Origin of the sequence: Atopobium fossor DSM 15642 (assembly GCF_000483125.1) — a bacterium.
GTDB lineage: Bacteria > Actinomycetota > Coriobacteriia > Coriobacteriales > Atopobiaceae > Atopobium > Atopobium fossor.
Window position 1 is genome coordinate 142,431 of record NZ_AXXR01000004.1, and the last position, 26,227, is coordinate 168,657.

General features: G+C 45.7%; 28 protein-coding genes and 1 tRNA gene. 26 read left to right on the top strand and 3 right to left on the bottom strand.

Annotation, left to right across the window (positions count from 1 at the left end; genetic code table 11):
* Positions 1 to 18 precede the first annotated feature (18 nt).
* On the bottom strand, positions 19 to 714 hold the full coding sequence (gene nth, locus G469_RS0102330) for an endonuclease III (RefSeq protein WP_028263674.1): 696 nt from the start codon (positions 712 to 714) through the stop codon (positions 19 to 21).
* Positions 715 to 839: 125 nt separating this feature from the next.
* On the opposite strand from nth, the gene mfd reads away from it, so the two are divergent.
* The 25 genes from mfd (at position 840) to G469_RS0102460 (ending at position 22,351) form a co-directional block, all read left to right on the top strand.
* Positions 840 to 4,334: a transcription-repair coupling factor gene (gene mfd, locus G469_RS0102335; RefSeq protein ID WP_028263675.1), complete on the top strand. Its 3,495-nt coding sequence runs from the start codon at positions 840 to 842 to the stop codon at positions 4,332 to 4,334.
* Between the two features lie 140 nt (positions 4,335 to 4,474).
* Positions 4,475 to 5,461: an SIS domain-containing protein gene (locus G469_RS0102340; protein WP_035425310.1), complete on the top strand. Its 987-nt coding sequence runs from the start codon at positions 4,475 to 4,477 to the stop codon at positions 5,459 to 5,461.
* Between the two features lie 16 nt (positions 5,462 to 5,477).
* Positions 5,478 to 5,906 (top strand): PTS sugar transporter subunit IIA, encoded by a 429-nt coding sequence (locus tag G469_RS0102345; RefSeq protein WP_035425311.1) that lies wholly within the window; start codon positions 5,478 to 5,480, stop codon positions 5,904 to 5,906.
* Positions 5,903 to 6,370: a PTS sugar transporter subunit IIB gene (locus G469_RS0102350; protein WP_028263678.1), complete on the top strand. Its 468-nt coding sequence runs from the start codon at positions 5,903 to 5,905 to the stop codon at positions 6,368 to 6,370. The genes G469_RS0102345 and G469_RS0102350 overlap by 4 nt, the downstream gene beginning before the upstream one ends.
* A 79-nt stretch (positions 6,371 to 6,449) precedes the next feature.
* Entirely contained in the window at positions 6,450 to 7,256 is an 807-nt protein-coding gene (locus G469_RS0102355) for a PTS mannose/fructose/sorbose/N-acetylgalactosamine transporter subunit IIC (RefSeq protein ID WP_028263679.1), read from the top strand.
* A 12-nt stretch (positions 7,257 to 7,268) separates the two neighbouring features.
* On the top strand, positions 7,269 to 8,108 hold the full coding sequence (locus G469_RS0102360; protein ID WP_051353709.1) for a PTS system mannose/fructose/sorbose family transporter subunit IID: 840 nt from the start codon (positions 7,269 to 7,271) through the stop codon (positions 8,106 to 8,108).
* A 150-nt stretch (positions 8,109 to 8,258) separates the two neighbouring features.
* Positions 8,259 to 9,245 (top strand): SIS domain-containing protein, encoded by a 987-nt coding sequence (locus G469_RS0102365; RefSeq protein ID WP_028263681.1) that lies wholly within the window; start codon positions 8,259 to 8,261, stop codon positions 9,243 to 9,245.
* A gap of 92 nt (positions 9,246 to 9,337) precedes the next feature.
* Entirely contained in the window at positions 9,338 to 9,985 is a 648-nt protein-coding gene (locus tag G469_RS0102370; protein WP_035425312.1) for an HAD family hydrolase, read from the top strand.
* Between the two features lie 55 nt (positions 9,986 to 10,040).
* Positions 10,041 to 10,751: a GntR family transcriptional regulator gene (locus tag G469_RS0102375; RefSeq protein ID WP_028263683.1), complete on the top strand. Its 711-nt coding sequence runs from the start codon at positions 10,041 to 10,043 to the stop codon at positions 10,749 to 10,751.
* Between the two features lie 68 nt (positions 10,752 to 10,819).
* Positions 10,820 to 11,860, top strand: a complete 1,041-nt coding sequence (locus G469_RS0102380) for a Gfo/Idh/MocA family protein (RefSeq protein ID WP_084522275.1) — start codon at positions 10,820 to 10,822, stop codon at positions 11,858 to 11,860.
* A gap of 2 nt (positions 11,861 to 11,862) precedes the next feature.
* On the top strand, positions 11,863 to 12,717 hold the full coding sequence (mazG, locus tag G469_RS0102385) for a nucleoside triphosphate pyrophosphohydrolase (RefSeq protein ID WP_051353710.1): 855 nt from the start codon (positions 11,863 to 11,865) through the stop codon (positions 12,715 to 12,717).
* A gap of 232 nt (positions 12,718 to 12,949) precedes the next feature.
* A complete protein-coding gene (locus tag G469_RS0102395; protein WP_028263686.1) occupies positions 12,950 to 13,609 on the top strand; it encodes a septum formation initiator family protein in 660 nt (219 codons plus the stop codon).
* Positions 13,610 to 13,624: 15 nt separating this feature from the next.
* Positions 13,625 to 14,629, top strand: a complete 1,005-nt coding sequence (locus tag G469_RS08080) for a Ppx/GppA phosphatase family protein (protein ID WP_035425313.1) — start codon at positions 13,625 to 13,627, stop codon at positions 14,627 to 14,629.
* 33 nt (positions 14,630 to 14,662) lie between these two features.
* Positions 14,663 to 14,747, top strand: a tRNA-Leu gene (locus tag G469_RS0102405).
* 68 nt (positions 14,748 to 14,815) lie between these two features.
* The gene (locus G469_RS0102410) at positions 14,816 to 15,574 is read left to right on the top strand and encodes a GntR family transcriptional regulator (RefSeq protein WP_051353711.1); all 759 of its coding nucleotides are present in this window, start codon (positions 14,816 to 14,818) and stop codon (positions 15,572 to 15,574) included.
* A 112-nt stretch (positions 15,575 to 15,686) separates the two neighbouring features.
* On the top strand, positions 15,687 to 16,394 hold the full coding sequence (locus tag G469_RS0102415) for a triose-phosphate isomerase (protein WP_028263688.1): 708 nt from the start codon (positions 15,687 to 15,689) through the stop codon (positions 16,392 to 16,394).
* Positions 16,394 to 16,915 (top strand): YjbQ family protein, encoded by a 522-nt coding sequence (locus G469_RS0102420; protein ID WP_028263689.1) that lies wholly within the window; start codon positions 16,394 to 16,396, stop codon positions 16,913 to 16,915. The genes G469_RS0102415 and G469_RS0102420 overlap by 1 nt, the downstream gene beginning before the upstream one ends.
* 30 nt (positions 16,916 to 16,945) lie before the next feature.
* Positions 16,946 to 17,242, top strand: coding sequence for a PTS sugar transporter subunit IIB (locus tag G469_RS0102425; RefSeq protein ID WP_084522277.1), 297 nt, complete (start codon positions 16,946 to 16,948; stop codon positions 17,240 to 17,242).
* Positions 17,243 to 17,270: 28 nt separating this feature from the next.
* The gene (locus G469_RS0102430; RefSeq protein WP_028263691.1) at positions 17,271 to 18,665 is read left to right on the top strand and encodes a PTS galactitol transporter subunit IIC; all 1,395 of its coding nucleotides are present in this window, start codon (positions 17,271 to 17,273) and stop codon (positions 18,663 to 18,665) included.
* A gap of 88 nt (positions 18,666 to 18,753) precedes the next feature.
* Positions 18,754 to 19,260 carry a hypothetical protein gene (locus tag G469_RS08085; RefSeq protein WP_035425315.1) on the top strand — a complete coding sequence of 169 codons (507 nt, stop codon included), beginning with the start codon at positions 18,754 to 18,756 and terminating at the stop codon, positions 19,258 to 19,260.
* 1 nt (position 19,261) lies between these two features.
* Complete coding sequence (locus G469_RS0102440) at positions 19,262 to 19,930, top strand: class II aldolase/adducin family protein (RefSeq protein WP_028263692.1); 669 nt, start codon at positions 19,262 to 19,264, stop codon at positions 19,928 to 19,930.
* A gap of 31 nt (positions 19,931 to 19,961) precedes the next feature.
* Positions 19,962 to 20,849 carry a class II fructose-bisphosphate aldolase gene (locus G469_RS0102445; RefSeq protein WP_028263693.1) on the top strand — a complete coding sequence of 296 codons (888 nt, stop codon included), beginning with the start codon at positions 19,962 to 19,964 and terminating at the stop codon, positions 20,847 to 20,849.
* Positions 20,850 to 20,859: 10 nt separating this feature from the next.
* Complete coding sequence (locus tag G469_RS0102450; protein WP_028263694.1) at positions 20,860 to 21,336, top strand: PTS sugar transporter subunit IIA; 477 nt, start codon at positions 20,860 to 20,862, stop codon at positions 21,334 to 21,336.
* A gap of 51 nt (positions 21,337 to 21,387) precedes the next feature.
* Positions 21,388 to 22,029, top strand: a complete 642-nt coding sequence (gene deoC, locus G469_RS0102455) for a deoxyribose-phosphate aldolase (RefSeq protein WP_028263695.1) — start codon at positions 21,388 to 21,390, stop codon at positions 22,027 to 22,029.
* Positions 22,030 to 22,054: 25 nt separating this feature from the next.
* Positions 22,055 to 22,351, top strand: coding sequence for a hypothetical protein (locus G469_RS0102460; protein WP_051353712.1), 297 nt, complete (start codon positions 22,055 to 22,057; stop codon positions 22,349 to 22,351).
* A gap of 156 nt (positions 22,352 to 22,507) precedes the next feature.
* Here G469_RS0102460 and G469_RS0102465 read toward each other — a convergent pair whose 3' ends face one another.
* A complete protein-coding gene (locus G469_RS0102465) occupies positions 22,508 to 23,443 on the bottom strand; it encodes a pseudouridine-5'-phosphate glycosidase (RefSeq protein ID WP_028263697.1) in 936 nt (311 codons plus the stop codon).
* Positions 23,444 to 23,569: 126 nt separating this feature from the next.
* Positions 23,570 to 24,676, bottom strand: a complete 1,107-nt coding sequence (locus G469_RS0102470; protein ID WP_028263698.1) for a PfkB family carbohydrate kinase — start codon at positions 24,674 to 24,676, stop codon at positions 23,570 to 23,572.
* A gap of 358 nt (positions 24,677 to 25,034) precedes the next feature.
* Between G469_RS0102470 and G469_RS0102475 the strand changes: the two genes are divergently transcribed.
* Positions 25,035 to 26,225, top strand: coding sequence for a phosphopentomutase (locus G469_RS0102475; RefSeq protein WP_028263699.1), 1,191 nt, complete (start codon positions 25,035 to 25,037; stop codon positions 26,223 to 26,225).
* Positions 26,226 to 26,227 lie beyond the last annotated feature (2 nt).

Below are 26,227 nucleotides of genomic sequence, written 5' to 3' on the forward strand. Positions count from 1 at the left end.
GATTGAGTAAGATGTTCATTAAGAAAGACGACGAGCTTTCTTTTTCTGTACAGGATTGCCATGCGCTTTAAAAGCACTCGGGCAAATATCATTAAGCGGACATTCGGCACAAAGGGGCTTTTTAGCATCGCAGATCTCGCGACCAAAAAGTACCCATTGGTGGTTAACAGGACCCCACATCTCACGTGGAATGACAGCTAAAATGTCCTTCTCGGCAGCTGCAGGAGAAGAAGCATTGGTAAGCTTAAGGCGTGTAGCAATGCGATATACGTGTGTGTCTACAGCAATGCCCTCTACAATTCCAAACGCATTGTTAAGTACAATATTTGCTGTTTTACGGCCAACACCAGGCAAAGAAGTAAGCTCTTCCATAGTTCGAGGAACTTCTCCTCCAAATTCGGCCATAATTTTTTGTGCGGTTTCCACTACATGCTGCGCTTTGGTGCGAAAAAAGCCCAGGCGATGAATGACATCACCTACTTCTACAGGAGAAGCAGCAGCCATGGCTGCTGGTGTAGGCCATTTCTCAAACAAGGTGGGAGTTACCGAGTTTACGGCCTTATCGGTGGTCTGGGCAGACAATAAAACGGCTATAACCAGCGTAAAGGGATCCGTAAAGTGTAGGGCACACTCAGCCTGGGGGTAACGTTCATTCATGCGTTCACATACAGTGAGAGCGCGCTCGCATTTGGCTTTTTTGGATTCTCGAGGCACGTTTGCTCCTTTAGCGCTGTGGTCGTAGTTGTTGGGTAAAATGTTAGCAACTTACAAATATATTCCCGGCTGCATACAGTGTAGTCGGTTTTTGGCATGCAATTTTGTTGAATAAGGAGCTATTGGTGCTCATTAATAGGATTTCTCGCAGCTTACTAACCGCGCCTACCATGATGGATGTTGTACATGAATTGGACGCTGGTTTGGATTGCGATTTGGCGGTGGCTCAGTCCGCTCGTCCGCTTACTGTTGCAAGCCTGTGGGCACGCGATCCGAGGCCCACGCTCATGGTTGTTTCTGGCGAGGAAGCTGCGGATCGTGTGGCACGTACCTTATCTGCGTGGATAGGTTTGGAAAACGTAGCACGCTACCCTGAGCGCAAGGATTTACCCTGGTCAGAGGTTGCATCAGATGACGCTGTTATTGGAGCGCGCTGTGCCGCGGTTTCTCGTTTGGCGCAGGGTGAGCCATGCATTGTAGTAGCAAGTGCACGCGCTCTTATGCGTCAGGTGCCACCGGTGGGGTCTGGTTATTGGGCAAGTTCTACTTTTGCGGCGGGCGATGAAGTTCCATTTGAAGATATGGGTCCTCTGTTGGTGGGCATGGGGTATGCAGATGATGGCGAGGCGTCTGTGCCAGGCACTTTCCACATCCATGGTGATGCGGTGGATGTGTTTCCTGCGCAGGCTAGTGCCCCTGTACGCATAGAATTTTTTGGCGACGAGATAGACCGTGTTCGTCGTATGGTTGTATCTACCAAACAGACCATTGGTGAGGTTACCTCTGTGGTTGTGTCTCCTTGTAGAGAGCTGGCACTTACCGATAAAACCGTGGCCAATGCACGTCGTGCGCTTTATAACGATGCACAGGAAAGCACTGCTATTGCTGCGGATTTGGAATTGATTGAAGCTCGAAGTGCCTCTGCGGTCATAGATAAATATTTGGTGGAGCTGTACGGTAGCACATCATCTGTGTTTGCACATATGAGTAAGGACACGTTGGTGGTATTGTCGGAACCCCGAGCTTTGTTTGATGATTGTCAGCGCAAAAATGACGAGCTTGCTACTGCAGCTGCTGCAGCACGTGCCAAGCTAACAGGTTTGTTTGTAGAGCCACGGGGGATGGATTTTGGTAAGCAGCAACGTTTGTCTTTCTCGTCCATTTTGCGTGCAGGAACAGCAGCTGTGCATAAGTTAGAGGTACGTCAACCTGGTATTGCAGGAGCTGACTCTAAGTTGCTAGGTCGTATTCGTGGCTGCATAGAAAACAATATGGTCATTGCCTTTGCGGTACCCGACCGCAGTGCTCGAGAAGCGCTTGAGTTGAGCTTTGGTGATGAGCGCATTGCCTTTTGTGAGCAACTGATGGGAAGTGCGGATAACGCTCTTCCCGTATTGGACAAAACAGCACAAGAGCAGGCCAAGCCTTTGGAGCGCGGCCTGGTAAGTTTTATTGACGCTCCCGTACCAGCAGGTACGATTTTTCCTGAAGCAGGCTTGGCGGTTTTCTCGGTAGGGGACTTAACACAGCGGATGGCAAAACGCAGCAGTCGAAGGCGTGTAGATCCTACGACCGTAACCTTTCCCTTTAAGCCAGGTGATTATGTTGTACATGCAACACACGGCATTGCTCTGTTTTCGGATATTGTTCGCCAAGAGGTTACGGGCAAAGAGCGTGATTATTTTTTGTTGGAATATGCCAATAACGATAAACTTTTTGTGCCATTAGAGCAGGTAGACCGCATTACACGCTATATTGGACCTGACGGATCAAGTCCTCGTTTGACGCGCCTGAATACTGCAGATTGGTCTCGTGCAACAGGTAAGGCGCGCAAAAGCGCCAAGAAACTAGCATTTGACTTGGTGGATTTGTATACGCGTCGTGCTTCTGTGACAGGCTATGCTTTTGCGCCGGATACACCTGCACAGTTAGATATGGAAGCTAGTTTTTCCTACGACCTTACACCTGATCAAACCAGTGCTATTGCGGATATTAAAGCGGATATGGAGTCAAAACGACCCATGGACCGTCTGCTTTGTGGTGATGTGGGCTTTGGCAAAACTGAGGTGGCATTACGTGCTGCCTTTAAGGCGGTTATGGATGGTCGCCAAGTCATGGTTCTGTGTCCAACTACTATTTTGGCAGAACAACACTATCAAACCTTTTTTAAGCGTTTTACTCCATTTGATATAGATGTACGTGTGCTTTCTCGTTTTGTAACAACTGCAAAGCAGCGAAGAGCGCTTGAAGGATTTGCTGCAGGTGACATTAAGGTTCTTATTGGAACGCATAGGCTGTTGTCGAGCGATGTTAACCCACATGACCTAGGTCTTATCATTATTGATGAGGAACAACGCTTTGGTGTACAGCATAAAGAACAACTTAAAAATATGCGTGAACAGGTAGATGTACTTACGCTATCTGCTACGCCTATTCCACGCACCATGCAGATGGCCATGAGCGGCGTACGTGACATGTCTCTTATTTTGACACCTCCTCCTGGTCGCATTCCCGTACAAGTTACCGTAGGCGAGTTTGATCTGGATGTAGTTTCTGCTGCAATTCGTACAGAGTTGGCACGCAAGGGCCAAGTGTATTACGTATCTAATCGCGTCACCACTATTGAGGATGCCGTGGCACGTGTACGAGAAGCAGCGCCAGAGGCACGCATTGGTGTGGCTCATGGCAAGATGAGTGCTCGCCAAACCGAAGACGTTATGATGAGCTTTGAAGAGCACGAGATTGATGTGCTGGTAGCAACAACCATTATTGAGAGCGGCATTGATAATCCTCATACAAACACACTGATTATTGAGGATTCACAGCGCTTGGGATTGGCACAACTTTACCAGCTTAAAGGTCGTGTTGGTCGTGGCCGTACCCAGGCCTATGCCTACTTTATGTTCCCTGGTGAGCTGCCGCTTACGCCTGAAGCAACAGATCGTTTGATGGCTATTAATGAGTTTCAAGAATTGGGGAGCGGCATGCGTATTGCTATGCGAGATCTGGAGATTCGTGGTGCAGGTTCACTTATGGGTGGAGAACAGCATGGCAATTTGACCAGCGTAGGTTTTGATTTGTTTACTCAAATGTTGGGCCAAGCAGTGGCAGAGGCACGCGGCGAGTCTGCAGATTTAGCTCCTACAGAAGTGACCATTAACTTGCAAGCTGATTTCTATTTGGCAGAGGAATACATTCCCGATGTAGACAAGCGTGTGTTGGCGTACCGACAGTTAGCAGGCGCAATGGAGCTGTCCGAAGTAGATATGCTAGAACAACAGCTAGAAGAGCGTTATGGCGCGTTGCCATTGGCTGGCCGTAACTTATTTGATCGTGCACGCATTCGTATTCGTGCACAACGTCTGGGTGTAACGTCGGTTGCTCTGACGGAAGGACGTCTCATATATCTGGGTTTAGAAGTACCGCGTGATAAGAGTCTTAAATTGCGCGAACGGGGTGCTCTTGTGTATCCCAAGACCAAGAAACTGGCCTATCCATTTCATAGACAACGAGGTACTTTTGCTGGAAGCACAACCGCCTCTACAGTTCGTAGCATAGAAGAGCTTCTTCCTGCTGCATTAGGTGTGTTGGAGGAAGTTGGCGGAGATGACGAAGAGTAAGTAAAGCAGTGCAAAAAATTTAACGACAACTTTGTATCTGATGCTATTCAAATACAAGATACCGTGCTATTCTTTGTTCTAGCAAAAGGTTATAGATGTTATAGATAAAAAGAAACATATAGTATTAGAGAGGGCTTGGCATGCAAAAGCAGATTTCAGAACTTGTGGAAACTATTCTGGCTTCAAAGAAAGAGCTTGGCGGAGTATCTCATATTGTATGGATTGGTGCTGGCGGTTCTAATGGCGGTAATTATGCTGCACAGTATTTTATGGAGCATGAGGCAACTAAGCTGGTAAGCCATAGCTATACCAGTAATGAGTTTGTTCATGCAACCCCTAAGTTTGTTGGATCAAAAACTGTTGTTGTAGTGGTGAGCATGCGTGGCACTGCAGAGACTATAGAGGCAGCCCGTGTAGCACGCGCATGTGGTGCAACCACTATCGCAATTTATGTGGATGAATCTGCACTTACGGATGTGTGTGAATATCAAATTCCCTATCAGAGCCTTGCAATTGACCAGACCGATCAGTCGCGTTCTAATGCAGCCATTACACTTCGTTTGGCTGTAGAGCTTGTACAGCAGATAGAGGGATACGAACATTATCAGGATGCTTGTACGGGTTTTGAGCTGGTTGATCCTATCTATAAAAAGGCTTTTGCTTATTGTCAGCCCCTTGCGCAAAAGTGGGCGCAAGAAAATGCGCATAAGCCAACCGTAAACGTATTGGCAAACGGTCCTCTTATGGGTGCAGCCTATGTATTTGCTATTTGCAATGTGCAAGAGATGTTGCAAATGGATGCAGTTACCACAAATGATTGTGACTTCTTCCATGGACCCTTTGAAGTGGTTGATAAAAATAGCTCTATCTTTTTGCTTATGTCGAGCGGTCGCAATCGTGTCAATGATGAGCGCGCGCTAAGGTTCCTTAATCGCTTTGCTGGCGAGAATACCTATGTGCTTGATGCCAAGGAACTGGGCATTTACGACATCAAAGACAGCGTAAACGAGTACTTTAATCATCTGATTTTCTCGCCAATTTTGAACAATGTGTACATGCGTGCACTTTCTCAAACAACTAATAAGGACTACACGACCCGTCGCTATATGTGGAAAGAGCAGTACTAGAAAGAGGGTGTCAGTGATGAGGCGCATTCTTTTAGCTTCACATGGTGATTTAGCTGTAGGTATTCACGACACACTCAAAATGATTGTGGGTGATATTCCTCATGTTTACACGCTTACGTTAGCTCGCGATGACAAACAGGGCATGGCCGATAAGGCGCGTGAGCTGTTCTCTACGTTTTTACCCGATGACGAGCTTGTTGTACTTACCGACATGCTTGGCTCAAGCGTTAACAACGATATGGTTTCGCTCTTGCCGGAATACCCTCATATGCAGCTGTTAAGCGGCATGAATATGCCTTTGGTGTTGTCGCTGGCAACTTCTGATGAACCTCCTCTTTCAACTGAGGATATTTCCGAATTAATAGGCCTGGCAAAAGATGGTGTGACTTATTGCAACCCCTTGGTTTTTGGGAACTTGGATGACGAGGAGGATGACGATCTATGATTAAGTTAGTGCGTTTGGATTACCGTCTGCTACATGGTCAGGTAGTTGTGAGCTGGGTCAAGGCAACCAATGCTCAGCGTATCATCATTATTGATGATGAAACTGCAGGTAATGATCTTAAAAAGAGCGCCATTAAGCTCGCAAAACCTGCTGGTGTTCGTGTAAACATCTTTAGCGTTGCACGTGCGCTAGAAAAGATGCCAAAGGTAGAGCAGCTAGACGAGAACATCATTCTTATCTTTGGTTCTACGACTCATATGCTGACATTTATCAAGAGCTATCCCCATATTAACAAGGTCAATTATGGTGCTACCGCAAATGTTGACGGAGCAAAACAGGTGGGTCAATCGGTCTTCTTAACCGAGCAGCAGCAGGAAGATACACGTGAACTGCTCGCTCTGGGCGTCCAAATTACAGTACAGCAGACAGCAGTTTCTTCTGCTGAAGAACTTACCAGCCTATAAGAAGGTTAGGTTTATCAGTCAGGTTATTTATATGCGAAATTCGCATATTGGTATCGAGGATTAGGGGAAAGGGGAGCAAATGAACACACTGGGTACAGCAGTGCTTATTGGTCTCATTGGCGTATATGCCATTCTCGACTCGAGGTTGTTTGGTCGCCTTAATGGCGAGCAGCCTCTGATTACCTCTGCATTAGTTGGTTTGGTGCTGGGTAATCTTCCTGCAGGCTTGGCTGCAGGCGCAACAATTGAGCTCATGAGCATGGGCTTGGTTCAGGTTGGTGCTGCAGTTCCTCCCGATATGGTAATGGGTGGCATTATTGCAACAGCATTTTCTATCTTGACGGGTGCAACGCCCGAGACTGCAGTTGCTATTGCAGTTCCTGTAGCCGTTTTGGGTCAGCTGCTTGGTATTGCATTCCGTACCATCATCGCTGCGCTTACTCACAGTGCTGATTCTGCAATCGAGAATGGCCAGTTCAAGAAGGCAACTAACTTCCATATTGTGTGGGGTACAGTTCTGTATTCTTTGATGTACTTTATTCCAATTTTTTTGGCAATTTATCTGGGCACCGATTTTGTCCAGGGCATCGTAAATGCAATTCCCGAATGGGTCACCAATGGTCTTAACTTGGCTAGTAAGTTCCTTACTGCCTATGGTTTGGCACTGCTTCTGTCCCTTATGGTTGGCGATGGTATGATGCCCTTCTTCTTTGTTGGCTTCTTTGCCTGCGCATATCTTGGTATTGATGTAACTGCAATTTCCATCTTTGGTGTTCTTACGGCTGCAATTTTGTTACCTCTTAAATTTGGTAAGACCAGTTTGGCCGCTGCAACCGCAACAAACACTGATGAAGATTACGATCCACTCGAAGACGACGAGGATTAAGGGAGGGTACTTATGGCTGACAACACGAGCACTCAGGAGATCACTCCTCGTAAACGCTACAGCCAGTTTTTCTGGCGTTCTTGGGCAATTCAGGACTCTTGGAACTACGAACGTCAAATGAACCTTGGTTTTTTGTATGGCATCGCTCCCACTATTGATCGTTGCTATCCTGATAAGAATGACCCTAAGCAGGTAGAGAAGCGCAAAGAAGCTTATAAGCGTCATATGGCATTTTATAACTGCACTCCTCAGACCAGCGCGTTTGTATTGGGCTTGTCCGCTTCCATGGAAGAGGAGTATGCACGTAATCCAGAGGATTTTGATCCAGAGTCCATCATGGCAATCAAGACCTCTTTGATGGGTCCTCTCTCTGGTATTGGTGACTCATTCTTCCAGGGCACTATCCGTGTTATTGCATTTGGTTTGGGTGCCTCTCTGGCTGCACAAGGCTCCATTCTTGGCCCTATTATTGCAATGCTTATTTCCATTCTTACCTCAGTACCTATTACATGGTTTGCTGGTAAGTTTGGCTATGAGATGGGCAATTCTTATCTGGAGAAGCTCCAAGGTTCAAATATCATGGCAAAGGTCATGTATGCCTGTGGCATTGTTGGACTTATGGCTATTGGCGGCATGGTGGCAACTCTAATTGGAGTTTCGACTCCTATTACCCTTCCCGGTGGTGGTACCGCACTGCAGGACATCCTTAATGGCATTATTCCACAGATGCTTTCCTTGGGCGTTTCCATGCTCATGTTCTATCTCATCAAAAAGGGTGTAAATACAGGTTGGCTTCTTGCTCTGTGCATTGTGGGTGGCTTGGCTTTGAGCGCATTTGGCATCTTTGCCTAAGCTTTGTGCCATTGAGCACTGCTCGTTTTGGCGCACTACTGTTTTGGCAAATAGGGTACACAGCAACCCGCGAAACCCCCTTCGCTTGTGTGCCCTTTTGCAAGAGATTTTCTCCGTACAGGGTTTCTCGCCTATGAAAGGATTTGTATTATGGAAAATAGCATCGATCTTGCTAATGTTAAGCAGATTGTTTCTGATATATTGGCACAGCACAACATTAATGATGTGGCATTTGTTGGTTGCGGTGCTTCGAGCTCCGAGCTGTATCCCGGCTTTTATTTCCTTAAGGATGCTGCAAAAAAGGTTCGCGCATTTCACTATACAGCTGCAGAGTTTAATAACGATACTCCCCAGTGGCTTGGCGAGAATAGCGTAGTCATTGCAGCCTCTTTGGGTGGTGGTACTCCAGAGACCGTAGAGGCTATTGATGTTGCAAAGGCAGCGGGTGCAACGGTTATCTCGGTAACACATGTTGCAGACTCTGCTCTTACTCAGCATGCCGATTACGTTATTGTGCATGGCTTTGAGAAGAATTATGCCGCCAAGCTGGAAAAGATGGGCTATGTCATGGCTCTTGCGGTTGAGCTCTGCAACCAGATTGAGGGTTATAAGCATTATGATCAGATGGTAGAGGGCTTTAATAACATCTTTGATTTGGGCGAGCGCGCAGCCAATCAAGCTAAGGGTCTTGCTGCACAGTTTGGCAAGGACTTTAAGGATGACGAAGTTATCTACTATATGAGTTCTGGTGCATCCATGCAGGTTGCATACTCCAGCTCAATCTGCCTCATGATGGAAATGCAGTGGATTCACTCTGGCAACTTCCATGCCGGCGAGTTCTTCCATGGTCCCTTTGAGATTGTGGATAAGGATGTCCCCTTTGTTTTGATGATGAATGAGGGCAAAACGCGTGCTATTGATTCTCGTGCGTTGGACTTCCTTAATCGCTTTGGTGCTAAGGTAGCGGTTGTAGACACTAAGGATTACGGCCTGTCCTCTGAAGTAAGTTCTGAGGTTGTAACGTACTTTAATCCTCTTGTGCATACCGCGGTATTCCGTACTTACGCTGAGGCAATTGCACAGGAACGTCAGCATCCTCTGACACTTCGTCGCTATATGTGGAAGATTGAGTACTAATGTAAACCGCGTGTAGTGGATGTTATAGCAATATAAAAGGAGGCAAATTGAGGTTTGTCTCCTTTTTGTTTGATGGACTCAGGGGAGTGTTTATGCCTTTATTTACAAAGATTCGTGCGGTTCTATTTGATATGGATGGGGTGCTCATAGACTCCGAAAATTTTTACAATCAGCGTCGTGCCGCTTTTCTCAAAAGTGTTGGACGTGCCCCTCAGAAAATTATTGATTTATTTGGTTCCAATGATCAAGCTATTTGGGAAACGCTGGTGCCAGAAGATGCGCAGCTCCGTAGCATGCTCTACGCGCAATACGATGTGTATCGTGCACAACATCCCATTGACTATGCAACAAAAAGCAATCCTCAGGTGTGCGAGCTTTTTGAAGTCCTACGCGCCCGTGGACTGGCAATAGCTATCTGTTCTTCTTCAGAACCCAACATGATTCAAGCTTATTTGGATTCACAAAACTTAGGCTCACTCGTTGATTTTGTCATTAGTGGTACGCAGTGTGCTCGTCATAAACCACATCCTGATATCTACTTACAAGCAATGGAAACATTGCAAGTACAGCCGCAACAGTGCTTGGTTGTAGAAGATTCTCCAACAGGTATTAAGGCAGGACGCGCAAGTGGGGCATATGTAGCTGCACTTTCGCAGTATGCAAATGGCAAGCTTGATCAAAGCGAAGCACATGTGGTGGTTGACCATTTACTAGATATATTGCCTCTTATAGGCGCGTAATGGCTTACAATAAAACCCCCTGTTACCTGCGTATGTATATATGAATGAGATTACTATGCCCGCACCTTTGTACCAGCAAATATATGAAGAGATCCAATCGGCAATTCAAAATGGCGAGTATGTGGAAGATCAAATGCTTCCTACCGAGAAGGAACTTATCGAGAAATACGGTGTAAGCCGCATTACGGTAAGACGTGCCATTGAAGATCTTTGTGCTGATGGTTACTTAATTAAACGTCAAGGTAAAGGTACCTTTGTTGCCCCACCGCATATGAATCGTGCTTTTTTGCAATCCAATATGGTGCAGTCCTTTACTGATTTATGTATCAGTGCTGGCGTGAGGCCGGGTGCACATGTTATTAGCAGAGAAATTGTACCCGCTCGTGAGCAAGAACGAGAATTTCTTGATTTACCAGAAGGTTCATTGCTTTTATATATAAAGCGCCTTCGTCTTGCAGATGATATGCCCATCTTTGAGGAAAATCTTTTTCTGCCGTATCAAGGGTCTGAAGAATTGTTTTCTGCCAATCTTGAAGATGTGTCCATCTTTGCAACCATGAAAGACCTTATCGGCAGGTATCCAAATAGCACGTATAGGCGTACGGTTGAGGCAATAAATGCAAATGTAAGACAAGCAAGCAATCTATCTATTCAGCCTCGATCTGCCCTTCTCTACCTGCATGTGCTATTTCTTGATCAAGATAAAAAGCCGTTATGTATTGGTAAGCAATACTATGTAGGCAGCCGTTATCAGTTTGATTTATAAGGATCTATGGTTTACATAAACCTGTGATGTATGAGTATACACACCAACCGTTAAGAGGCGCAAAAACTATGAATCAGCAAACAGCAAACCGTGTAGAAGTCACTTCCGAAGATCTTTTGATTCTTAACCGTGCGCCTCAGCTACGTTGGGTTACGCTGGGATGTGGCCTTATCGCACACGAGATGGCGGAGGCGCTTGCGCAACAAGGTAGAAAATTTGCAGGTGCGTTTAGTCGCACGCCATCCAAGGTGCAAAAGTTTGCTCAGCGCTATGGTATCGAGCGGGTGTATACCTCTATAGATGAGGTTATGGCTGACCCAGAAATAGATGTGGTGTATATTGCAACTCCTCACAACACTCATGCCCAGTTTATCCGTGCGTCCCTAGAGGCTGGTAAGCACGTTATGTGCGAGAAGGCCATTACACTTAATATCACTCAACTTAATGAGCTGCAGGCACTAGCTGTCAATAAGGGTTTAGTGCTCATGGATTCGTGCACCATCTTACATATGCCGCTGTATAAGGAGTTGCGTCGTCGGTTGGAGGCAGGCGATTTTGGCCGCGTGCATTTGGCTCAGGTTAACTTTGGATCCTTCCACGAATTTGATGCTGCTTCTCGCTTCTTTAACCCTGAGTTGGGTGGCGGAGCTATGTTAGATATTGGCGTATATGCCTTTTCTTTAGTACGCACGTTTTTCTCGAGTACTCCTACAGAGTTGGTCTCGCTTGAAAACTCGGCGCCCACCGGTGTTGACGATGAATGCGCTATTGCCATGCGCAACGCAGAAGGCCAGCTGGGCGTAATTACCCTTACGCTGCAGGCCAAACAGCCAAAGCGTTATGTTATTGCTACTGATAAGGGCTATTTGGAGGGCATGGAATACCCACGTGCGGATGTGGCAACCTTCCGCAAATGGCCCGAAAATACGGTGGAAACTATTAAGTTAGGCAAGCGTGATTTGGCACTCAATTATGTGGTAGCAGACCTAGAAGCTGCCGTTGCCGGTGAAAAAGATGCTGCGCGTATTAATGCATGGTCGAGTGATGTTATGAAGTTAATGACGGACTCGCGCTATGCATGGGGTTTTCGTTTTCCGGGTGAGGAGTAGTTGTGAGTTTTGCTACGGATTTTGCTGATGAACAATCCCGTTTGCGTCCTGGTGTACCGGGGGAGCATCCTGAGTTTGACCGCCTAGCCCGCACGATTTGGCGTCTCCGTCAACCCGATGGCTGCCCTTGGGACAAAGTTCAAACGCACAAATCCATTGCAAAAAATATGCTAGAAGAGGCCTTTGAAGCAGTAGATACTATTGAGGCACAAGACCCCAGCCATTTGCGAGAAGAGTTGGGTGATGTGCTTATGCAAGTGTTGCTGCATGCACAAATTGCGGATGATGCGGGTGAGTTTACGCTTGATGATGTGTGCCGTGAACTTAACGAGAAACTCGTGCGTCGTCATCCGCATGTGTTTGGTGAGCTGGGAGCTTCGGACGCAGATGAAGTACTTGCCATTTGGGATGACGTAAAGAAAGTTGAGCGCACCAGTAACACGGATGATGCAGATGTACCCAAAGGGCTTCTTGATAGTGTGCCAGTAGCACTGCCTGCACTTATGCAGGCACAGAAGATTTCCAAGCGTGCTGCTAAGCTTGGCTTTGAGTGGGAGTCTACGCAAGATGTATGGGACAAGGTGGAAGAAGAGCGCCGCGAGTTTTTAGCCGAGAAACCTGGAACACCTGAGGCCGTAATGGAGTTTGGTGACATCTTGTTTGCATTGGTAAACGTAGCACGTCGTGAGGGCATAGATGCAGAAGAGGCGTTGCGCAGAGCTAACCGTAAGTTTCGTGCTCGTTGGTCTTACATGGAGGCACGGGCACACGAGGTTTCTCGTGATTTAGAGAGTTACAACACCGATGAGCTTGAGGCTTTATGGATAGCAGCTAAGGCTGATGAGAGGTCATTTTGACCAGAAGGCTTTGTGGCACCTTCTGAAGTTGGTGCATCACAGAGCTAGAGCCGAGCTTATAAGTTGCGATTATTCTATTCAGTATTCAGGCTTGCGAATATTACGATTGTTGTGCTGAAAGGGCGGCATAGTGGGCTTGGGTTTGTTATAACTAAAGGTACACTTTGTTATAAACGCACTCGTCGCGCAATATACATTGCGTGCCACAAACACAGCAGAAATGAACTTACCCATGGCATCAGCTGACGATACAATTTCCTTCAAGGCTCAAAAGGGTGGCAAAGGTCCTAAGATGAGCAGGCCTAAGGCAAGTGGACCCAAATCCAGCAAAGTGGCTGCCAAGCTCATGAAGCCTGCCAAATCTACCAAAGACACCAAGTCCTCTACGCCTCAACTTTCCACTTCCCAAAACGGACGTATTCATGCAGAAAAGCGTGCTACTCGTAAGGGAGAAAAGTCTTCCACTAAGCTCAACCAGCTTTTGGCCTGGTATTCCAATTTGGGTAAGCATCGAGGTTTGTTTCTTGTATTAGGTGGTGTGCTTTTAGTGGTAGTTGCTTTGTATGCTCCTACACGCTCTTGGTATTCTGCTCAGCGCGATGCTGCATTATATACCAAGCAGTTGCAAACGCTTAAGGAAGATAACGCTGCATTACAAGAAAATGTAACGCGCCTTCAATCCAAAGAAGGAATTGAGGATGAGGCGCGTAAACGTGGTTATGTGGGGGCAGGAGAGACCTCAGTTACTATTAATGGCATGAGCGATGGAAATAGTGAGGCCAAGACGGATGCTTCCAAAAATTCTTTGGATGGCGTGACTACAGATGACCCCTGGTACATCAAGGTATTGGATGGTATTTTCTTTTATAAGCCACCTGTTGTACACGAGTAACTGGACCTAGGTGTTATGTGTTCAGTAGAAAAATATTCTAAAATCGCATGTATTGATATTGGTACTGTTACCTCACGTTTAGCGCTTGCTAAATTTGATACAATCAATAAAAATATATATTCAATTCAAAAACAGTCACGTATTTGTGACTTAGGAGAAGGTTTGGCGGAGTCAGGCATTTTGTCCGACGCCGCTATTGCTCGTGTGTTGCATGCAACTTCTGATTTTGTGCTTCAAGCCCACAACTGGGGTGCACACATGGCAGTGTGTACGCTTACAAGTGCTTCTCGCGATGCGACTAACTCTGCTGCTCTTCTTGATGGGCTGCGTGCTCAAGGGCTTATCCCGCATATCATTTCTGGAACGGTGGAGGCGCGTTTAACTTTTATGGGTGTAGCCTCCGATTTTGTGGATCAACGTATTGCTATATGTGATAGCGGTGGTGGCTCTACGGAATTAGCGATAGGCAGACTACAAGCTAATGGTACGTTAGAGCTGGAAGATGCGGTGTCTATCCAGATTGGTGCACGTCGTATTACTGACATGTTTTTGTTAGCATCCAATCCGCCAACTAAGTTAGCGCTTAAGCAGGCATATAACTACTGCTACCAAGAGTTTTCTAGGTGTATGCCAGCTGCAATACGCAGTAACAAAATACCGCTTATTGCGGTGGGCGGGACAGCTACATCGCTTGTTGCAATAGACAAGCAGCTACATCCGTACAATCCAGATATGGTTCATCTGGCACATATTACAGAACAAAGCGTGGCTAAGCTTACGAATCTGCTTGGTAGCATGACAGTGGAACAGCGCGCACAGGTGGTGGGCTTACAGCCTAAGCGAGCAAAAGTTATTTTGGGTGGAGCCATTTCGCTTCAGGCTATGCTTCAGGTTGCAAACGCCCCATATATGCAGGTCAGTGAGCACGATTTACTATATGGCTTGGCAAATGTAGCCCATGCAGCACAAAAAGGTGTGCAAAGTTTTGGGGATTGGACACTTCAACTCTCGCATCTATAGCAAAACTGAGGTAGGATAATGCAGTACCTGTGTGGGGGCGTGGTGGAATTGGCAGACGCAGGGGATTTAAAATCCCTGGCCGAAAGGCTTGCGGGTTCGAGTCCCGCCGCCCCTACCAGCTTTTCTCTGGGCATCCATCACACGCGTACGAGGATTATTCACTCGGTTTAACAGGTTTGATGTAGCATGCCACGTTTTTCTTATGGTTCAAAATCTACTAAGTCACCCGCTCGTTCTGCTTTGCATCTGCAGGTAGCTAATATTCTTCGCGAGAAAATTTATAAGCGTGAGTGGGTGTCTGGTCAGCGCATCCCTTCAGAAAATGAGCTTGTCAAAAGTTTTGGAATTTCTCGCGGAACGGTACGCAAGGCATTGGCTGCACTCATAGAGGAAGGACTGCTCAAGTCCATTCATGGTAGTGGTACCTTTGTAGAAGATCATGCAATTTCTCATCCAGCAGGCGAGAGGCCTATTTCGTTTGCAAAATCTTTACGTAAGCAGGGCAAGCGGTTTACCACGCTTGTTCAGGAGAAAAGGCTATTAGACGCTTCTGCAGAAGTATCTGCAAAATTGCAGATTCCTTTAGGTGACCCTGCAATGTTTATGCGCCGCATTCGTTTAGTGGATGATGAGCCGGTTATGTGCCAAGAAGGTTTTTATTCTTTGCGGATCTGCCCAGGTATAGATGCTGTTGACTTTACGGTTGAGTCTGCCTTTGATGCAGTACAAAACTGCTCTGGGCGTAAAGTGCAAACTTCTCATATGCGTTATGTGGCACGCGTTGCAGGTAAAGAGCATGGGGACTATTTGGATGTGGATGCAACAGCCCCTGTTTTACTGCTTGAACAAACTATTTTGCTTAATGATGGCACTCCCATTGAATGGAGCTACACCTGGTTTAAGGCGGGCCAGGAGATCGTTGGCGTAGCCACTCAGGAGCAATAAATAATTTCTCTTGCAATGTTCACAGTTCTTGCATAAACTTGTTTATGAAAGTGTGTACAAGTTATGCCTGCGCGTGACCATGCACAAGCAAGCCTTTGCAAGGGAGTTCCATATGGAAAAAATAGTCCTGCAACGTCCATTTTTCGTAGTAAATCCCAAGTCTTACTTGTACGGAGAAGAGGTTCGTAAGCTTGCTCAGAAAACAGATGAGCTGTGTGCGCGTTACAATTTCCAATCTTTGTTTACTGCACAACTGATTGATCTTCCTTGGATTGTTGAGAATTGCCCTCATCTTATTCCCTGTGCTCAAACCATGGAGTCTTTAAAGCCTGGACGTGGCATGGGTCACGTTTTGCCTGAGGCTTTGGCTGCTGCGGGTGTTAAGGCAACCTTCCTTAATCATGCAGAAAATCCTATGACCGTACATGAGTTAGCAGCAACCATTGCTCGCGCTAATGAAGTGGGTATTCTTACGTGCGTGTGTGCAGACTCTGTAGAAGAGGCACGTGCTATTGCGCAGCTTCATCCAGATATCATGACCTGCGAACTTACAAGTCTCATTGGTACGGGACAAATTGCTGGCGAGGACTATATGCGTAGCTCAACTCAGGCGGTTAAAGAAATTTCTCCCAACACTATGGTGCTTCAGGCTGCTGGTATCTCTACAGGTCAAGATGTGTATGACGCCATTATGTATGGTGGAGATGCAACGGGCGGCACCTCTGGCATTGTCGCTGCAAAAGATCCCTTTGCCACTCTAGAAGAGATGTTTGCAGCGTTGGATCGTGCGCGTACAGATCTTGCTAAGGAGAATAACTAATGAGTGTGTACAAAGGTCTTGTGACGGTAGATACTGAGGCTGGTAAGCCTACCTATATTGACGTTACCAAACAAGTGGATACTATTGTGCAGGAATCTGGCATCAAAGAGGGGACTGTTACCGTTATTTCTTGTCACACTACCTGCGCACTTTTCTCTGATGAGTTTGACCATGACCGTACCGGTGCTGGTGATCTATTTTTGCAAGCGGATCTCAATGATGGTTTGCAAAAGATTTTTCCCGAGCAAAAAGATTGGTCTACCTATCGTTATCCTGGCGAGAAGCACTTTGAGGAAGTAGAAAGCTGGCCCTCTGCAGCCAGCTACCTTCCCAATGGAGACCGTACCATGCTATGGAATGGAGACGCTCATTTGCGTGCTACGCTTTTAGGTGGTTCGTGCGTTTTTGAGGTTGAAGACGGAAAGCTACAGATGAATGGTTTGGCTTCCATCTTCTTTGTTGACTTTGATCGTACGCGTGAACGTACGCGTAAAGTTCGCGTTATTGTAATGGGCGAGTAGCTAGAGTCAGTTATTAGAAAGGTTTGAACAATGGCAGGAAAAATGAAACATATTTTGCTTTCTTGCGGCTCCGGAATCGTTACTTCCACAATTGCCCGCAAAAAGGTAGAAGCTCTCCTCGATGAGAATGGCTATAAAGGTCAATATGAAATTACCCAGGTTCCACTTGCTTCTGCTCCAGAAAAATCTAGGAACTACGACTTTATTGTGGCGACTTCTATTGCCCCTACAGAACTGCACTGCCCTTACGTGAATGGCGTTCCATATTTGATGGGTCGTGGTACTGAGGCAACGGACCAACAAATTCTTAAGCTGATGGAAGAATAAGTTAAGCATCGACGGAGGAAGAGGAAACATGGAAGGTATAATTGGGTTTTTCCAATTCATTTCGGGACTTGGTGTCTCTGTAATGATGCCAATTGTACTCACGATACTTGGCTGTATCTTGGGTGCAGGTTTTGGCAAATCTTTGCGCGCCGGACTTACCGTTGGCGTTGGTTTTATTGGCCTAAACCTTGTAATTAACAGTTTGCTGGGAACAACTTTGTCCCCTGCAGTTCAGACAATGGTAAATAATTTTGGTCTTTCTCTAACAGTTGTTGATGTAGGTTGGCCTGCCGCAGCAGCAATTGCAATGGGTTCTACTGTTGGCATCATCATTATTCCTTTGGGTCTTCTGGTAAACATTGTTATGTTACTCACTAATACCACTCAGACCGTTGATGTTGATATTTGGGATTATTGGCATTTCGCCTTTACTGGTGCATTGCTGGCCATTGTTACAAACAATATTGCTTTTGGTATTGTTGCCGCGGTACTTAATATGATTATTATTATGGTCCTTGGTGATTATACTGCTCCTCTGGTAGAAGAATCTTTAGGTATGCCTGGCGTTTCTTTGCCTCATGGATTCACTACTGCATATGCCCCGATAGCCATGGTATTCAATTGGGTGTTTGATAAAATTCCTGGTGTAAGGGATATTAATATCAATACTGACACACTTCAAAAAAAGTTCGGTGTATTTGGTGAACCTATTCTTCTTGGTACTGTAATTGGCATCGTTATTGGCTGCCTAGCTTATTGGAATCCTACAGATGTTCAGGGATCAATTACCGCTATTCTTTCTCTTGGTGTATCTCTTGGTGCAGTATTGGTTCTTATTCCAAAAATGGCGGCTCTTCTGATGGAAGGCTTACTGCCAATTTCCGATGCAGCTTCTAAGTTTGTAGAGTCTCGCTTCCAGAATCGTGGCAAGATTTATATTGGTCTTGATTCTGCAGTTGGTGTTGGACACCCAGTAACATTGGCAATTTCATTTGTATTGGTCCCCCTCTGCATCTTCTTGGCAGTAATTTTGCCTGGCAATAAGGTTCTTCCTTTTGCCGATCTTGCTGTAATTCCTTGGATGTTTGTACTGATTACTCCAATTGTGCGTAACAATGGTTTCCGTGGTATTTTCATTGGCATCATTGTTCTTATTGTTGGTCTTTATATTGCAACTGATCTTTCCCCGCTCATTACTCAAGCTGCTGCGAATGTACAGTTTGACATGGGTGGAGCTGCAGCAATTTCTTCTATTTGTGATGGTGCAAATCCACTTACATGGCTCATTGTTCGCATCGGATCTCTTGCTAATGGCATTGGTCTTGTGGCCATTGCTGCAGTTGCTATTGCTCTTGCTGTATGGAATCGCACTAGGATTATCAAAGAGGCTGCTGAGCTTCATGCATCCACTGAAGAAGAATAGTTCTGATAGTTTGATCTATTCGTAACAGTGTTGTACAAAATCGGAGCTCATCATTAATTGAGGAGCTCCGATTTTATTAGGAGGAACATTGGAAAAGAAGTATGTATATGAGGCACCTTTCTACTTTATTGAAGTTGTTTTAGTAGGAATTTTATGCGCTGTAGTTACGGTCATATGTCTTGCTTTAGCAGTATTTCGTCCAATACTTTCTCCAGGACTTTTGGTTTTTATTGCTGCAGTTGCTTTTTATCAAGTATGGAATACATTCATTTCAATTTCTAATCCCGAGACTGTCACTTTAAGCGATTCTGAAATTTCTTTTTCAGGTTTTAATAGAATACACACCTATAAAATTAATGAACTCTCAACTTTTCTAGTCCGCCCATTTCCTAGCTCTGGAAAGACCTATGTTCGTGTAGGCAACCATAATATTTTTAAAGGTAGATATTGGGTTCCAACAAAAATGTTTTCTGATGGAAAAGAACTCTTCAATCAAATAAACGAGCTGGATTACAAGCTTAATCCAGCATCATTAAAGTCTCGTGCTCGTCGCGTAAATTCGGAATATATCAAAAATAAAAAGAGGAAAAAATAAAATGTTTGAGAAGGAAAAGCAAGAAATTTTAAATGCTGCTCTTAAACTTGATCGTTACGGACTTATTGCTCTTTCCGGAGGTAATGTAAGTTCCCGCATGTCTAATGGCCTGATTTTAGTTACTCCCTCTGGTATGATTTATGATGAAATGACCTTCGAAGATGTCTTAGTTGTAGACATAGATGGCAATATCATAGAAGGAACTCGTAAAGCCTCTGTCGATACAGAAGCGCTCCTCTATATTTTTAAAAAGATGCCACAGGTCAATGCAGTAATTCATACTCATCAGCCATATGCAACAGGACTGGGTCTTGTCATGGATGAAATTCCTTGCAATCTTTCTACGATGGCCAATGCAGTAGAAGGCACTTGCCATGTGGCGAAGTATGGTGATCCAGGAAGTCTTTCTATGGGTGTTGAGGCAGTAAATGCGATTGGTGATAGGCTCGCAGTTGTTCTGAAACATCATGGAGTCATTGCAGTTGGCAGGGATTTACGTCAAGCTCTATTTTCTTGTGTATATCTGGAAGAGGCTGCAAAGACTGTTTCTGTTGCTCTCTCAACGGGTCTGCCAATGGCTGAAATGACTCCAGAACAAATCGAGGAAGCTGTTGCAGTGTTCCATAGGTATGGTCAGCACACCTTAAATGAGCAGGGTAGTAATAAGTAACAATCCTTTAATCCAATACAAAGGAGAAATAATGCTGGTTAATCTTCGTGATATTTGTGCTATTGCCGAGCAAAATAATATGGCAATCGCTTCCTTTAATACTCCGAGTCTTGAGGCTGTTCGCGCTGCCATTGATGCTGCCGAGAAAACCGGTTATCCCGTAATTCTTTCTCATGCAGAAGGTCACGACCCCTTTGCACCTTTGAATGTCATTGGACCAGCTATGGTGGCCTTGGCAGAGCGCTCCAGTGCTCTGGTTTGCGTGCACTTGGACCACTGTGAGCATCTTTCTTACATGCGTCGTGCATTAGAGATAGGCTTTACGGGTGCTATGTTTGATGGCTCTTTTACTCCATACGAAGAAAATGTTGCCAACTCTCAGCGCGCGGCAGATATGTGCGCTGCTTTTGATGCGGGCTTGGAGTGTGAGCTTGGTTCTATGGGTTCTCGTGAAGCAGGTGCTCGTGATGAGGGTGGCACTGCTGAAGAGTCTGGTGCTGTATACACAGATCCCGTCCAAGCAGAAGAGTTTATCAACAGCACTGGTTTGGATATTTTGGCATGCTCATTTGGTACCGTTCACGGAATTTATAAGGGAGAGCCTCATCTTAACTTTGATGTTCTTACGGACATTCGTAAGCGTGTCAATACACCTCTGGTTATGCATGGTGGTTCAGGGGTATCTGATGAGGATTATCATAAGGCCATTAATGCTGGTATTCGCAAGATTAATTACTACACGTATGGCGTAAAATTTGCAGGTGACGCCGTTCGTTCGCTTATTGCCGAGCGCGAGGCTCAGAGCAGTGACGCAATTGTTTACTGGCACGACATGACCGTTGCGGCTTACGAGCGTCTTGTGGACGACTTTACGAACGTAGTAACCGTATTTGCCAACGGCGCACAACCCCTTGCCTAAGGAGGCATGTATGAGTTCTATTGATACTTCTCTTTACACACCAGAACTGGTCTTTTTTGATTTTGAGGCCAATACGTACGAAGACTTCTTCCAGAAGTTTTCCAAAATTATGATGGATAAGGGCTACGTAAAAGATAGCTGGTTGGATGCCATTACCGAGCGCGAGCGCAGTTTTGCAACGGGTTTGCAGTTCGAAAGTATTCCCGTAGCAATTCCTCACGTGGATCCTCAGCACATCATTAAGCCCTACATTGCAATTATTAAGCCTAAGACTTCTATTAGTTTTGAACCAATGGCCGGAATGGTAGATCATGCTATCGACACCAAACTTATTGTTAACCTTGGTCTGCTTAAACATGCAGAAGGACAGGTAGAGGTGTTGCAGGCTATGATGGGCATGTTCATGAATGAGGATGCCGTAGCGGACATTTTGTCTCAAACGACTGCCGAAGGAATGGTTGATTGCTTCAAGCGCTATGCTAATTAGTGGTACGCTAGTACACTCATAAGCCAAATCTAGCGCCATAAGGAGGCACTCATGGAACTTAATTCCTATATTGACCACACCATCCTCAAGCAAAATGCTACTGAGGCAGACCTTGCCAAGCTGTGCGACGAGGCTATGAAGTATCACTTTGCTACGGTTTCCATCAATACGTGCTGGACTGCTTTTGCGGCCAAGCGTCTTGAAGGTTCTGGTGTAGGTGTAACCAGCTGCATTGGTTTTCCTTTGGGTGCTGCCAACACTGCAGGTAAGGTTGCTGAGGTTAAGCAGGCTGTAGCAGATGGTACCGCCGAGATTGATATGGTAATTAACGTTGGTAAGCTCATTGATGGCGATGATGAGTATGTAATTAATGACATCAAGTCTGTTGTAGAAGCTGCCGACGGTCATCCTGTAAAGGTTATTCTTGAGTGCTGCTTGCTTAATGATGAGCAAAAGATTCGTGCTTGTCAGGATTGTGTAGCTGCAGGTGCTTCCTTTGTTAAGACCTCTACCGGCTTTAGTACGGGTGGTGCAACACTAGCTGACGTTGCTCTTATGCGTAAGACGGTTGGCGATAAGTGCAAGGTCAAGGCTGCAGGTGGTATTCATAACCGCACTGAGGCTGAGGCCATGATTGAGGCTGGCGCAGATCGTTTGGGCGTAAGCGCCTCCGTTGCTATTGTTGAGGGCTAAATCTTTTTGATTGGGAGCTACATTCATGATACCTGCAGCAAAAATGAAAAAAAGAGCAAACATCTTACTTGTTGCTGGGCTTATTGCTTTGGCCGCTGGCATGGGGATAAGTGTATTCAAGCCAAATCCACAGCAAGATAATTTGCGTATTGCGCAAAATGCTCAAAACGCGGAGAAGGCGGCACTTGCTATCTCTGCAAACAATCGCAGTGATTTATTTGGTACTACATTAGGTAATGGATTTTTAGGCTTTGGTATTGCTACTACAGTAGGTAGTCTTGTAATACGTGTAATTGCTTCCAAAAAAGAACAGCAAGAATAGTACGAATAAAATGTTAGTGGTGAATGTAAGCCATATAAACATTCATCAGTATGAAACCTGCTTAAGCTGGGCGTATACCAGCTCAAGCAGGTTTTTTGTATATCGAAAGATGTCGTACTAAGATTTGTCGTGATAAATTATGTATGTTTGCAACGCCTATGCGCGACGCTTACTCAACTCACTTGCTACCTGAGCACCTAAAGCAACGTTATTAAATACCAGTTGAATATTGGCTTCAAGGCTTGCACCACCAGTCAACTTCTGGATTTTATCGAGCAAGAAAGGTGTGATTTTCTTGCCAGTAATACCCTTCTTGTCCATCTCTGCGATAGCTGCCTCAATGGTTGCGTTGATGGAGTCGGCGTCCATGGAGTACTGCTTGGGAATGGGATTGGTAACTAGCATGCCACCACCAAGACCAAGCTCAGACTTGGTGTGGAAGATACCAGCCAGCTCAGAAGGAGTATCTACGCGGTAGTCTACGCTAAAGCCACTCGTGCGCGTATAGAAGGCGGGCAACTCGTCAGTTTGGTAACCAAATACGGTAACACCTTTGGTCTCCAAGTACTCACGGGTAAGACCCAAATCCAAAATGGATTTAGCGCCAGCACAAATAACCATAACGGGGGTTTGTGCCAGCTCTTCAAGATCTGCAGAAACGTCCATGGTAGTCTCGGCGCCACGATGTACGCCGCCAATACCACCCGTTGCAAACACAGAAATACCAGCCAAAGCTGCAACAATCATGGTTGCAGCAACGGTGGTAGCGCCATCTTCGCCACGCTCAACTAATACAGGAATATCTCGACGACTGGCCTTAGTAACCTCAAGACCCTTCTTGCCCAGGTAATCAATCTCGTCTGTAGAAAGGCCTGCGCGCAGTTTACCGCCGATAATAGCAATGGTTGCAGGAACAGCGCCATTATCGCGAATAATTTGCTCTACCTGTAAGGCAGTTTCTACATTTTTGGGGTAGGGCATACCGTGAGAAATAATGGTGGATTCCAAAGCAACAACGGGCTTGTTGGTATCCAGAGCATCCTGAACCTCAGGAGATACAACCACATACTTCTTTAAAGATTCTGCATTCATGAATAGATCCTTTCTATAGGTCCTACACAGGACATAAGTAAACAACGTGGTTATGCTGGTAAGTGAGTGCATAAAATGACGTGCCGTAATGCAGATGCGGAAAAACAGCACTAGCGTAAGCGAGCATCATTTGATGCGAATAGCTGCTTGCTCCATACGCTCAAGCACCGTACTTTCCGAGACTGCCTTACTAATGGTTTGCGGGCTTTCAATACAAAGCGCTGCTGTAGCTAGACCAGCTTGCGCGCACTTTTCAAGAGAAAAACCTTTAAGCCAACCCCAGGTAATGGCTGCCATCATCGAGTCGCCAGCACCAGTGGTGTTAACCACCGTGGTCTTAAAGGGAGCCATCGTAAAGCGTTCGTTTTTATCGGCAGCCAACAGTCCGTCAGATCCGAGTGAGATAAACAATCGTTCAATTCCAGCATCTAGCAGGACATCAATGGCTTTGTTAAGACTCTTTTTGTCGGTAATATTAACGCCACTTAAAAGCTCTGCTTCGAGGCGATTGGGCTTAAGTGTATGAATATGGTTGAGCAATCCACACAGCTTTTCGGCCTTAGTAGTAGAAACAGGATCACAAAACAGAGGAACCTGTACGTGCTCGGCCAAAAATTTGATAGATTCAACAGGGAGATTGGTATCAATAACGCAGGCAGCGCCACGATTGATAAGGTCAATCTTGCCAGCAAGATAATCGGGAGTGAGCTTCTCGTAAATATGCATGTCAGAAATGGCAAGCTCCATGTCACCTGCTTCATTTGCAATAAACAAATAGGTGGATGTGTTTCCTCCTGCAACAATAAGGGCATCGGTAATGTCTATGCCAGCAGTGCGACAACGCTCTTGTAAAAAAATTGCATTGTCATCATCGCCAAAAGCAGTAAGAAGTTTAACCTTGGGACCAAGCAGCGCAAGATTGTGAGCAATGTTTCGTCCTGCTCCACCTGGAGAGGTGGTTACCATGCCAGGATTGGAGTCCTTAGCGCGCAGTGCAGCGGAAGGTCTGCCAGCAATATCTAGGTTTGCTCCGCCTACAACGGTTACATAGGGATCCTTGCGCACAATATAACTGCGGCCCAAAATAGCGCCTTTAGTAGTGAGATTAGAAATATGTACCGCTACAGACGAACGTGAAATACCAGCTTTTTGTGCCAGTTCAAGCTGCGAGATATAGGGGTTCTCTGCAATCCAAGCAAGAATTTGCTGCTCTCGTTCGGTGAGTGGCTCCATGACGTCCCTCCTTATCTAAACAAGAGATTATATATATAAACATTAGATTAGTAATCAAAATTTAGTATAGAAGGGTGCATATGCTTGTCAATAGACATTTCTAACTATTTCGCGAATGGCTCTTTAGATGGCTCTAAACAAACACCTGTTTATATAAATATAGTACGCATTAACAGGGTTTCTCAACATATGTTGAGAAAAAATACCCCCTTTTTGCTTGATTTCTAAATAAGTGTTGTGTTTACCGCTCGCGGAATAAACATCCGTCTACCGACAGTAATTGGGGTACCGCTCACCGGATTGTTATGCTTAATGAGTTAAGAATGACTACAGCCATTGTGATTTGTAGGTGAGTAACATGGCAAAGCGCGTATTTATTACTGTCTTGGACAGCTTTGGAATTGGCGAAGAGCCCGATGCCGCCGAGTACGGCGATGAAGGTAGCAACACTTTATGTGCCTGTGCTACCAGCCCTTATTTTTCTTTAGATAACTTGCGTAATCTTGGTTTGTTCAATATTGATGGCGCACTGGAATCTGTCTACAACACCACCCTTGCTCCTCTTGATGCTCCTACCGGTGCGTATATGCGCTTGCGCGAAGCATCTAAGGGTAAGGACACTACGGTGGGCCACTGGGAGATTGCTGGTGTTATTTCACCCGAGCGTTTCCCCACGTATCCCAATGGTTTTCCTGCCGAGATTATCGAGGAGTTTGAGCGTCAGACTGGTCGCAAGGTTTTGTGCAACAAGCCTTACTCTGGCACAGATGTTATCCGTGATTACGGTAATCAGATGGTAGAGACAGGTTCTCTTATTGTATATACCTCTGCGGATAGTGTGTTCCAGATTGCTGCACATGAGGATGTTGTCTCTTGTGAACAGCTTTACGAGTACTGCCGTATGGCCCGCAAAATTTTAGTAGGCAAGCATGGTGTAGCTCGTGTTATTGCACGCCCCTTTATTGGCGAGAATGGCAACTATACGCGCACTTCTCATCGTCATGATTTCTCTTTGGAGCCTACAGGTACCACTATGATGGACGCTCTTGTGGATGCAAAGAAGGACGTTATTGCTGTTGGCAAGATCGCAGATATTTTTGCTCATCGTGGTGTAACCGAGACTATTCCTACCTCTGGAAATCCAGAGGGTATCGACCGCACAATCGAGCTTCTTGATCGTGATTTTGAGGGTCTGTGTTTTATTAACTTGGTGGATACAGACATGATTTATGGTCATCGCAATGATGTAGATGGCTATGCCAAGGCTCTTGCGTACTTTGATCAACATGTTCCTACCATGCTTTCTAAACTACGTGAGGATGACTTGTTTATGGTTGTGGCAGATCACGGTTGTGATCCCGTAACGCCTTCTACCGATCATTCTCGTGAATATGTACCTTGGATTGTTGCTGGTAAGAAGGTTAAGCCCAATACTAATTTGGGAACCAGCACTACGTTTGCCGATGTATCGGCTACTGTTTTGGAGTACTTGGACGTTCCCGCACTTGAGGTAGGTACGTCTCATTTAAGCAAAATCATGGAGGGATAAAG